The organism is Actinomadura sp. 7K507 (genome assembly GCF_004348425.1).
GTDB lineage: Bacteria > Actinomycetota > Actinomycetes > Streptosporangiales > Streptosporangiaceae > Spirillospora.
The window spans coordinates 1-10,372 of record NZ_SMKK01000293.1 but is presented as its reverse complement, the minus strand read 5'-3'; the positions used below and the strand labels follow the sequence as shown (position 1 = coordinate 10,372).

Sequence of the window (10,372 nt, the reverse complement as noted above, 5' to 3'; positions counted from 1 at the left end):
GGGAGCAGCTCAGGTGACGGTTCCCGGAACGTTCCGAAAGGCGGTGGAGGCTAAAGACCTCTCCGCGATCACCAGTGCGCTCGACCCTGGCATCGAGTTCCACAGCCCGGTGATGGTGAAGCCCTACCAGGGCCGCGACACCGTCGCCGCGCTGCTCGCGGTGCTGCTGGAGGTCTTCGACGACTTCCACTACACCGACGAGCTCGTCAGCACCGGCCGGCCCGGCGCGCCGGCCCAGGCGCTGATCTTCAACGCACGGGTGATGGGGAAGGCCGTCCAGGGGCTGGATCTGCTCAGGTTCGGCGACAGCGGCCTCGTCACCGGCCTGACCGTGATGGTCCGCCCCCTGCCCGCGGCGATGACGCTCGCCCGGGTGGTCGGGAGGCGGATGGAGGAGGCGGAGGGACCGGGGGGCCCGTCCGACACCGCCAAGCTATAGGGAGTCGAAAGAGAGATGGACAGTAAGGTCCCTGCACGCCCCGCGACCGCGACACACTCCGCAACCCCCGACGACCCGGCACCCCCCAGGCGCCCCGCACCCCTGGAGGTCGGGGGTGGGCGGGCGGAATTGTCGCCGGCGCATCGGGTCGCCGCGGATCTGGACGGGTACCTCGGTGATCCGATGGACGACGAGGCCGGGCCGTTCTCCTACAAGGCGATCGTCGAGGCCGAGGAGCGGGACGAGTTGCCGCCGGGCGCGGTCGACGCCGTCCGGGCCTGGGGGTTTCCCAAGTATCTGGTGCCGCGCGGGCTCGGCGGGCGGCTGACGACGCTGGAGGACCTGTTCTTCGTCACGCGCGGCATCTCCCGTCGCAGCGTCACCGTCGCGGTGATGTACGGGTCGGGGCTGCTGGCGGTGAACCCGGTGTGGCTGTGGGGGAACGACTGGCAGCGCAGGACCGTGGCGGACGGGGTGCTGAACGGCGACCTCGCCTGCTTTGGCGTTTCGGAGGCCGATCACGGCAGCGACGTGATGGCGTCGGAGTCGGAGGCCGAGATCCAGGGGGACGAGCTGCTGCTGACCGGGACCAAGTGGCCCGTCGGCAACGCCACCCGCGGACGGTTCGTCACCACCTACGCCAGGACCGGCGCCAGGGACTTCTCGCTCATCCTGGTCGACAAGGAAGAACTCGCGCCGGACACGTGGGCGGCGCTGCCCCCGGTGCGGACGGTCGGCCTGCGCGGCCACGACCTGAGCGGTGTGGCGTTCGTCGGCGCGCGGATCCCGGCCGACCGGGTGATCGGGCGGCGCGGGTCCGGGCTCGTGCAGACGCTGAAGACGCTGCAGATCACCCGGACGGCGATCGCGGCGCTGTCGGTGGGCACGATGGACGCGGTGGTCCGCATCGGGATGGAGTACTCGCGGCAGCGCACCCTGTACGGGTCGGACATCTACAAGATCCCGGTCATCCGCGACCATCTCATCAAGACGCATCTGGACCTGCTGATCGCCGAGTGCGTCGCGATCCCGGTGACGCGCTGCCTGACGGTGGCGCCCGGACGCCTGAGCCTGTGGTCGTCGATCGTGAAGTACTTCGTCCCCGTCCTGGGGGAGGAGGTCGTGGCCAGCATCGGGACCGTCCTGGCGGCGCGCGGCTACCTGCGTGAAGGCGTGGCGCACGGGGTGTTCCAGAAGCTGCAGCGCGACCACGCGATCGCGAGCATCTTCGAGGGCACCACGCACGTCAACCTCGCCAACGTCGCCGCTCAGCTCCCGTTCCTGATCGAGCCGCCGGAGGAGACGGGAGGCGAGGAGGACCTGCTCGCCGACCTGTTCTGCTGGACGCGGGCGACGCCGGCGTGGGAGCCGGACGGCCGCAGGCTGCAGCTGACCAACGAGGGCCGCGACGAGGTCGGGCAGCGCTTCGAGGAGATCTCCGAGCAGCTGCTGGAGGCGGCGAACGCGCACGCGGCGCCCGGTGTCGCGGCGGAGCTGAAGGACCTGATGTCCAGCATCGGGGGCCTGCGCGCCAAGGTGGACGAGGGCATAAGGGCGAGCGAGGGCGACACGGGTTCGGTGGCGGCGCTGGCACGTGCCAAGCGGTACTGCGAGCTGCACGCGATGCTCTCGTGCGTCCTGACGTGGATCTACAACCGGCACGAGTTCGGTGGTGCTTTCGCCGATGGGCAGTGGCTCGTGCTGTGCCTGCAGCGTCTGCTCCAGCGCGCGCAGCCCGACACCGTCCTGTCGGAGGAGTTCCTGCCTTCGCTGGAGGCCGCGATGTTCGGCAGCTTCGACGAGCGGCGCTGGTTCTCCCTGCTGTCCCTTGCGGAAGACGAGTGATGGCCGATGCACGCGCACAGGGATTTCGTGTCGCTCGTCCGGGAGAACATCCAGAAGCAGGGCGATGACCGGTCGTTCACGTTCATCAGTGAGGAACCGGGCCGCAAGTACAAGGAGAACGTGCTCGGTTTCGCCGAACTCGACCGCAAGGCCCGCGCGCTGGCCTGCCGCCTGGAGGCGCGCGGCCTGCGCGACAGGGCCGTCCTGCTGCTGTATCCGGAAGGCCTGGAGTTCCTGACGGCGTTCCTGGGCTGCCTGTACGCGCGTGTCGTCGCCGTCCCCGCGCCCTTGCCCGACCTGGACGCGGGACGCTTCGGACGCACCCGCCGCATCATCGACGACGCCGACATCGCGCTGATCCTCACCGACACCGCCCACCGGGACAAGCTCGACGGGTGGCTGGACGACTCCGGCTTGAAGGGACGCGTCCACTGCCTCGACACCGAAGCCGGCAGCGACGCGGATCCCGGTGACTGGACGCCCCCGCGGTTCGGCCCCGGCACCCTTGCCTTCCTCCAGTACACCTCGGGCTCCACCAGCGAGCCGAAGGGTGTGATGGTCACCCACGGGAACCTGCTGAGCAACGGCGAGGAGATCAGGCGTCGCATCGAGGGGACACCCGACACGGTCGGCGTCGGCTGGGTGCCGCACTATCACGACATGGGTCTGGTCGGTCAGTTCCTCCAGCCGCTCTATCTCGGCTGCCGCTACGTGTTCACCTCGCCGATCACGTTCATCAAGCGTCCCGTGCTGTGGCTGGAGCTGATCAGCCGCTACCGGGGCACGATCACCGTGGCGCCCAACTTCGGCTACGAGCTGGCGCTGCGGCGCGTCACCGACCGCCAGATGGACGGCCTGGACCTGTCGTCCCTGCGCGTGGCCAAGAACGGCGCCGAGCCCGTCCGCGCGGCGACGCTGGAGAAGCTGACCGAGCGTTTCGCCCCGATCGGGTTCCGGCCCGACATGTGGATGCCCTGCTACGGCATGGCCGAGACGACCCTCCTCATCACCGCCGCGCCCCTCGGCGGCGGCCCCGTCATCCGCGACTTCGACGGCGATGCCCTCACCCGCGACACCGCCGTCCCGCGCGACGAGCCGGACGAGCCGGAGGAGGGAGGCGGGCAAGACAGCCGTGGCGAGGTGCGGCGGCTGGTGAGCAGCGGACGTCCCGTCTCGTTGGACGTCTGCGTCGTCGCCCCGGCGACCCGCGTCCGGCTGCCAGAGGGCCGTGTGGGCGAGATCTGGGTCGGCGGGGGAAGTGTTGCTCAGGGCTACTGGCGAAGCCTTGAGGAGACGCGTGAGAGCTTCGAGGCCCGCACCTCAGACGGCGGCGGCCCTTATCTCCGGACGGGCGATCTCGGCTTCATCGCCGACGGCGAGCTGTACGTCACCGGGCGGATCAAGGACCTCATCATCGTCAACGGGCGCAACATCCACGCACACGACATCGAGGAAGCCGCGCGGGACGCCCACCCGGCCACCCTCGTGGGCGCGGCATTCGTGCTCGACGACGGCAGGGAACTCGTGCTGGACGACGGCAGGGAGCAGGTCGTGCTCGTCCAGGAGATCAGCACCAGGGCCGCCGCAGGCACGCCCCTGGACGAGCTGGCGTCCCTCATCAGGGCCCACGTGGCCCGCGCGTTCGACCTGCCCGCCCTGAGCGTCGTCCTGACCGGGCGGGGCACGGTGCGGCGGACGACCAGCGGGAAGTTGCAGCGCCGCCTGACCAGGGAGGCGTACCTGCGCGGGGAGATCACCGAGCTGGCCGGCGACCTCGAACCGGGCGTCGCCGGGCTGCGGCGGGCGCACGCCTGAGCGCTCGACCTGGGAGTTTCGGTGAATCGGAAAAATCGCCCTAACCAAACCTAGTCAAAAGCATGACTAATCATGTCGTTGTCTGCTACCGTCGCCACAACCCTGAGTCAAGGCGGGGAGAGAAGGCCGATGGCGCTACGTCACGCGGTGCTGGCGGCGCTGCTCGATGGCGAGTACAGCGGCTACCAGCTGGCCAAGATCTTCGATTTGTCGGTCTCCAACTTCTGGCATGCCGTACCGCAGCAGCTCTACTCGGAGCTGTCGAGGTTGGAGACGGAAGGCCTGATCAGCGGTCGGCAGATCATCCAGCACGACCGTCCCAACAAGCGCGTGTACACCGTCACACCGGCAGGCGTCGACGAACTCGAACGGTTCGCGACGACCCCCGCCAAGGCAGGGATCATCCGAGAGAACCTGCTCGTCATGGTCCAGGCGGTGGACCACATCTCCGCCGACTCCGTCATCGCGCAACTGGAGGACCGGGCCGTGGCGTCCGCCGCCAAGGTCGAGGTCTTCGAGCACACCCTGAAGCACCTGCGCGGCGACATGGACGAGGAGACGTTCCTGAAGACCGGCACCCCGGTGGGGCCGTATCTGACCTGCCTGCGCGGCCTGCGTTTCGAGCAGGAGAACTACGACTGGTTCACCAGCACCGCCCGGCTCTTGCGAGCCAGGGTGGGCACCCATGCCGAGGGGGGCGAGCCGTCATGACCGGAGTGCGTCACGCACAGGCGGTCCGCGACCCCTCGAACACAGTGCCCCCGCATGCCCGAACGGCGGCGGCACAGGTATCAACCCCCCGCGCCCTTCTCAGCACGGCACCCCGGCCGGGCTGGAACGGGGCAAAACGCCTTAGTCAAGGAGGCGTCCATCATGTCGGGCGAACACCACACCATCGAACTCCCTAGCACCCTGGCCCCGAACCCACCCAACGGCACCCACTCAGCGCACGACCTGCGGGCGCTCGACGAACCCGCCGCGACTCTGCTCGGCGAGCTGACGCTGCCCGCCGACCGGGAGTCGGTGCCACGGGCACGGCGCTTCAGCCGGTCCGTCAGCACCGCCTCCGGCATCGGCCACGTCGGCGACGACGCCGAGGTCCTGGTCTCCGAGCTGGTCACCAACGCCGTCCGGCACGCGACGACACCCGGCACGGCGCTCTGCCTGAAGCTGCTGCGCGCCGGCACCCGGCTCCGCATCGAGGTCCACGACCAGAGCGCCGCGGTCCCGCGACCGCGTCCGGTCGACCTCATGGAGGAGACGGGACGGGGCTGGTTCCTCGTCGCGGTCATGGCCGAACGGCACGGAACCGACCACACCCCGTCCGGCAAGTCGGTCTGGTGCGAGATGCGGGCCTGGCCACGGGACGAACACTCCCGGCACTGAGCCCTTCCCTTCGCAGATCCCCGGTTCGGCGATGGGAGGGCGCGCCATGTCCGCTGACTACTACCGGTCGGACGGGATACGCGCCACCGCAGAGGAGGCCCAGCGGCTGCTGCTGGACGTGCGGGGACGCCTGCTCGCGCAGGACGTCATCCGCGTCGGCGGCGTCGTGGTGGTCGTCTCGACCTGGTTCACCGTGATCGATCTCGGGTTCGCGGCGAACGGGCGGCCGCTGCTGTGGCAGACGATCGTGTCCGACAGCACGATGCACGCCGACATCGGGCAGTACACCACGCGGGAGAAGGCCGTGCGCGGGCACGCGCAGGCCGTCTCCATGATCACCAGCCGGCTCCGCGGGCTGGTGGCGCGCGCGGCCCTGGACGACGCGCGGTCCTGAACCGCGCCCGCACGGCGGCATCACCACTCGCGTACGAGCGCAGGACCAAGACGAAGAGACCGATGACACGGGCCTTGACCCCCGAGGCCCGTCCCCCCGCATGTCCCCCGCATGAGGTTGTGATCTGAATGGTCGCCGAAGGTCGGCCGGCGGACCCCAACGCGGCCGCCTCCACAAGCAAACCCCCGGACGTCGCGTCCGCCCGCAAGCGCCGGCGCAGGCGCCCCATACGCCTGCGCATCACGGCCCTGCTGCTGGTTCCGCTGGTGTCCCTCATCACCCTGTGGGCGTTCGCCGCGAACATCACGCTCGGCGACGCCTTCGACAAGTACGACTTCACCACGACGTACGAGAAGATGGGGGTTCCGGGCCTCACCCTGGTGAGCCAGCTCCAGGCCGAACGTTCCCTCAGCGTCGTCGTGCTCAGCACCGGGAACGCCGGGGCCGAGCAGAAACTCGGCGCGCAGCGCCAGCGGGTGAACGCCCTGGAGGGGGCCTTCCGCCAGTCCGCGCTGTCGCCCGAGGCGCGCGACGCCGCCGAGCCCGAGACCAAGCAGCGGCTCGGCGTCGCGATCAAGGCCCTGGACACGCTGCCGCAGCTGCGCGCCGAGGTCGACACCGGAGACGCCGAGGCGCTGGAGGTCATCAACTCCTACGGCGCCGTCCTCGACGAGGTCATCAAGGTCTTCAGCGACCTGGTCGCGGTCAACGACGTGGCGATCCTGACGCAGGGCCGCGCGCTGATCAGCATCGGCAACGCCCACGCCACCATGCTGCGCGAGGACTCGCTGGTCACCGCCGCGATGGCGCGCAACGGGCGGTTCACCCAGGCCGAGCACACCGCGTTCGTCCAGTGGGCGGCCGAGGGGCGGCGGCAGTTCGACGCGGGCCTCGCCGACCTGAACGACGAGATCCGCGGGCCGCTGGCACAGCTCGCCGGGACCGAGGAGTTCAAGCGGTTCCGCGCGGCCGAGACCGCGATCGTCAAGGCCGACGACAACCGGCTGCCGCCCGAGGCCGCGCAGTGGCAGGCCACCACGCAGCTGCTGTCGCAGGCATGGGGGCAGAAGATCACCCAGGCGAGCCTGGCGCTCAACGAGATGGCCGAGCCGATCGGCGAGCAGATCATCATGCGGCTGGTCCTGGCGGGCGGGTTCGGGCTGCTCGCGGTGGTCGCGTCGATCATCCTGTCGCTGCTGGCGGCGCGCAGCCTGTCCCGTGAGCTGCGCGGGCTGCAGCGCGCCGCGCTGAACCTCGCGGAGGACCGGCTGCCCCACGTCGTCTCCCGGCTGAGACGCGGCGAGGAGGTGGACGTGGAGGCGGAGGCGCCGCCGCTCGTCATCGGCAAGAGCCGGGAGGTCGCGAGGGTCGGCGACGCGTTCACGAAGGTGCAGCACACCGCGATCGACACCGCCGTCCGGGAGGCGTACCTGCGGCAGGGCATCAGCCGCGTGTTCCTCAACGTCGCCTGGCGCAGCCAGTCGCTGCTGCACCGCCAGCTGCGCATGCTGGACGAGATGGAGCGCGGCGCGTCCGACCCGAAGGCCCTGGAGGACCTGTTCCGCCTCGACCACCTCACCACCCGCATGCGCAGGCACGCGGAGGGCCTGGTCATCCTGTCCGGGACGTCCCCGGGCCGCGGCTGGAGCCGTCCCGTGCACGTCGAGGACGTGCTGCGCGCCGCGATCGCCGAGGTCGAGGACTACACGCGGGTCGAGGTCGTGGTGGTGTCCGGGCAGGCCGCCGTGATCGGCGAGGCCGTGGCCGACATCATCCACCTGCTCGCCGAGCTGATCGAGAACGCCACGGTGTTCTCGCCCGCGCCCACCGAGGTGCTGGTCCGCGGCGAGATGGGCGCCAACGGGTTCGCCGTCGACATCATCGACCGCGGCATCGGGCTCGACCAGGCCGAACTGGACGCGCTCAACCTGCGGCTGTCGCGGCCGCCGGAGTTCGACCTGGCCGTCACCGACCGGCTCGGCCTGTTCGTCGTGTCCCGGCTCGCCGGGCGGCACGGCATCCGGGTCGCGCTGCAGCCGTCGCTGTACGGGGGGGTCAGCGCCGTCGTGCTGATCCCGCGGCGGCTGATCGTGGACGTCGACCAGCCCGAGGACGAGGACGGGGCCGGCGGCGACGTCCCGGTCGCGCGGAGGCCCGTCCACGAGAACGGCTCCGCGTCCGCGAACGGGTCGGCGAAGGCGTGGCCGACGCCGTCGGCTCCGTCGTCGACGGCGATGCTCAACGCGCCGACGCCCTACGACACGGCGGCACCGGCGTACGACCCGGCGACCGACCCGGCGACACCGGCGTGGGACACGTCCGCGCCGACCTATGACACGGCGCACGACGTGGGGCCGATCCAGGGCGTCGCCGTGCCGCCCGACACCCCGGTCTCCTTCGAGGACCAGCCGGGCTATGACGCGACGGTGGGGTTCAACGCACAGGCGTCCTTCCAGGATCAGCCGTCGTACGACGGGACCGAGACCCCGCCGTCGTACGGGACCCCGCCGTCGTCCTCGTACGGCAACCCGCCGTATGGAGAAGCGCCGTATGGAGAAGCGCCGTACCAGGAGGGGCCGTACCAGGAGGGAAGCGCCGCCTTCGGCGCGACGCGGCCGTTCCAGGCGCCGAGTCCCCAGCAGTACGGCCAGGGCCCCCAGGCGGGCACGGGCTACGGGGCGCCCGCGTCCTTCGGCGAGGCGCAGGCCGGCCCGGGCGGGCGTGCCCCGCTGCCGCGCCGGGTGCGCGGCGGCAACCTGGCGCCCCAGTTGCGCGACGAGAATCCGTTCGCCGCGCCCGCACCGGACCAGGACGACGCGGTCGCCGCCTGGGAGAACCGCTCGGCCGAGGCGTCCAGGGATCTGTTCGCCTCCCTGCAGGCGGGATGGCTGCGCGGCAGGGACGAGGACGAAGGACCGGCGGACGGCATGGAGGGAAGATCATGACCCAGCAGGGAGTCGGGGCCGAGCTGAACTTTCTCCTCGACGATCTCGTCGACCGGGTTCCGCAGATCCGCAAGGTCGTCGTCCTGTCGCGGGACGGGATCGTCATGGGCATGTCCCGGGGCGTCGGCCGGGACGACGCCGAGTACCTGGCGGCCCTCGCCGCCGGGTTCCACAGCCTCGCGAACGGGGCCAAACCGCAACTGGAGTCCGGCGAGATCCGGCAGACGCTCATCGAGATGGAGGACGGCCTGTTCTTCGTCGTGCCCGCCGGGGCCAACAGCTGCCTCGCGCTGCTCAGCGAGGTCGGCGCCAACGCGGGCCTCGTCGCCTACGAGATGACGATGCTGGTCAAGCGGGTCGGGAGGCAACTGTCCACGGGTCTTCGGCAGGGCGGTCCCGGCACCGGACCCAGGTGACCGGCGATGGACCCGAGCGAAACGCCGGGCGCCCCCCGGGGCCCCGGCCGGGAACGCTGGCTGGACGCCGCGGCCGGCCCCATCGTCCGCCCCTACGCGGTGACGCGCGGCCGCACCCAGGCCAGCGGCGAGCCCCTGGACATCGTGTCGATCCTCGTCGCGACCGGCCGGCGGCCCGCCGAACCGGGCCGGTTGTCGCGCCAGCAGCGCCGCCTGCTGGCGCTGTGCCGGCGCCCGCACGCCCTCGCCGACCTGGCCTCGGACCTGGACCTGCCGCTCGGCGTGATCCGCGTCCTGGTCGGCGACCTGCTCGACTCCGGCCTCGTGGACGTCCAGCGGTGGTCCACGCCGGCCGGGCAGCCCTACGTCCAGCCGCACACCGACCAGAACCTGCTCAGGAGGGTGCTCGATGAACTCCGCGCGCTCTGACCCCCCGCCCGGCGCCGACGGCAACGAGGAGCACGACGAGCGGGCCGATGGTCCGCGGGTCGCGTTGAAGATCCTCGTCGCCGGCGGCTTCGGTGTCGGCAAGACGACGATGGTCGGCGCGGTCAGCGAGATCCGGCCGCTGCGCACCGAGGAGGCGCTGACCGAGGCGAGCGTCGGCGTCGACGACCTCGACGGCGTCGGCGCCAAGACCACCACGACCGTCGCCATGGACTTCGGCCGGATCACGCTGCGCGACGGCGTCGCGATCTACCTGTTCGGGACGCCCGGCCAGGAGCGGTTCTGGTTCATGTGGAACGAGCTGTCGCGCGGCGCGCTCGGCGCGGTCGTGCTGGCCGACACGCGGCGGCTGATGGCGAGCTTCGCCTCGATCGACTACTTCGAGCAGAAGGGCACGCCGTTCGTCGTCGCCGTCAACTGCTTCGACGAGGCCGACCGCTACGACCCGCCCGAGATCCGGATGGCGCTGGACATCGACCCGCACGTCCCCGTCATGCTGTGCGACGCGCGCCACACGCTGTCGGCGAAGCAGGTGCTGGTCTCGCTGGTCGAGCACGCGCTCGACCAGGCCGAACTGGACGCGCTCAACCTGCGGCTGTCGCGGCCGCCGGAGTTCGACCTGGCCGTCACCGACCGGCTCGGCCTGTTCGTCGTGTCCCGGCTCGCCGGGCGGCACGGCATCCGG

At 71.0% G+C, this 10,372-nt stretch carries 9 protein-coding genes and 1 pseudogene; all 10 read left to right on the top strand.

All coding sequences use genetic code 11. The annotated features are described in order from the left end of the window. The coding region (locus E1285_RS39730; protein WP_207947159.1) for a nuclear transport factor 2 family protein at positions 1-439 on the top strand (439 nt) is incomplete at its 5' end. Positions 440-568: 129 nt separating this feature from the next. After that, complete coding sequence (locus tag E1285_RS39725; RefSeq protein ID WP_207947158.1) at positions 569-2,284, top strand: acyl-CoA dehydrogenase; 1,716 nt, start codon at positions 569-571, stop codon at positions 2,282-2,284. 6 nt (positions 2,285-2,290) lie between these two features. Beyond that, positions 2,291-4,099 carry a fatty acyl-AMP ligase gene (locus E1285_RS39720; RefSeq protein WP_132159764.1) on the top strand — a complete coding sequence of 603 codons (1,809 nt, stop codon included), beginning with the start codon at positions 2,291-2,293 and terminating at the stop codon, positions 4,097-4,099. 129 nt (positions 4,100-4,228) lie between these two features. Next, complete coding sequence (locus tag E1285_RS39715; RefSeq protein WP_132159763.1) at positions 4,229-4,810, top strand: PadR family transcriptional regulator; 582 nt, start codon at positions 4,229-4,231, stop codon at positions 4,808-4,810. Between the two features lie 162 nt (positions 4,811-4,972). Further along, on the top strand, positions 4,973-5,485 hold the full coding sequence (locus tag E1285_RS39710; protein ID WP_165966949.1) for an ATP-binding protein: 513 nt from the start codon (positions 4,973-4,975) through the stop codon (positions 5,483-5,485). 46 nt (positions 5,486-5,531) lie between these two features. Continuing rightward, complete coding sequence (locus E1285_RS39705; RefSeq protein ID WP_132159761.1) at positions 5,532-5,879, top strand: hypothetical protein; 348 nt, start codon at positions 5,532-5,534, stop codon at positions 5,877-5,879. Between the two features lie 128 nt (positions 5,880-6,007). After that, positions 6,008-8,824, top strand: a complete 2,817-nt coding sequence (locus E1285_RS39700) for a sensor histidine kinase (RefSeq protein WP_132159760.1) — start codon at positions 6,008-6,010, stop codon at positions 8,822-8,824. Continuing rightward, a complete protein-coding gene (locus E1285_RS39695) occupies positions 8,821-9,240 on the top strand; it encodes a roadblock/LC7 domain-containing protein (protein ID WP_132159759.1) in 420 nt (139 codons plus the stop codon). Before E1285_RS39700 ends, E1285_RS39695 begins: the two co-directional genes overlap by 4 nt. Before the next feature lie 6 nt (positions 9,241-9,246). Beyond that, on the top strand, positions 9,247-9,669 hold the full coding sequence (locus tag E1285_RS39690) for a DUF742 domain-containing protein (RefSeq protein WP_132159758.1): 423 nt from the start codon (positions 9,247-9,249) through the stop codon (positions 9,667-9,669). Further along, positions 9,650-10,249 (top strand): annotated as a pseudogene (locus tag E1285_RS39685) (ATP/GTP-binding protein); the annotation flags it as partial. The gene E1285_RS39690 and the pseudogene E1285_RS39685, both read left to right, overlap by 20 nt. Between the last annotated feature and the right edge of the window lie 123 nt (positions 10,250-10,372).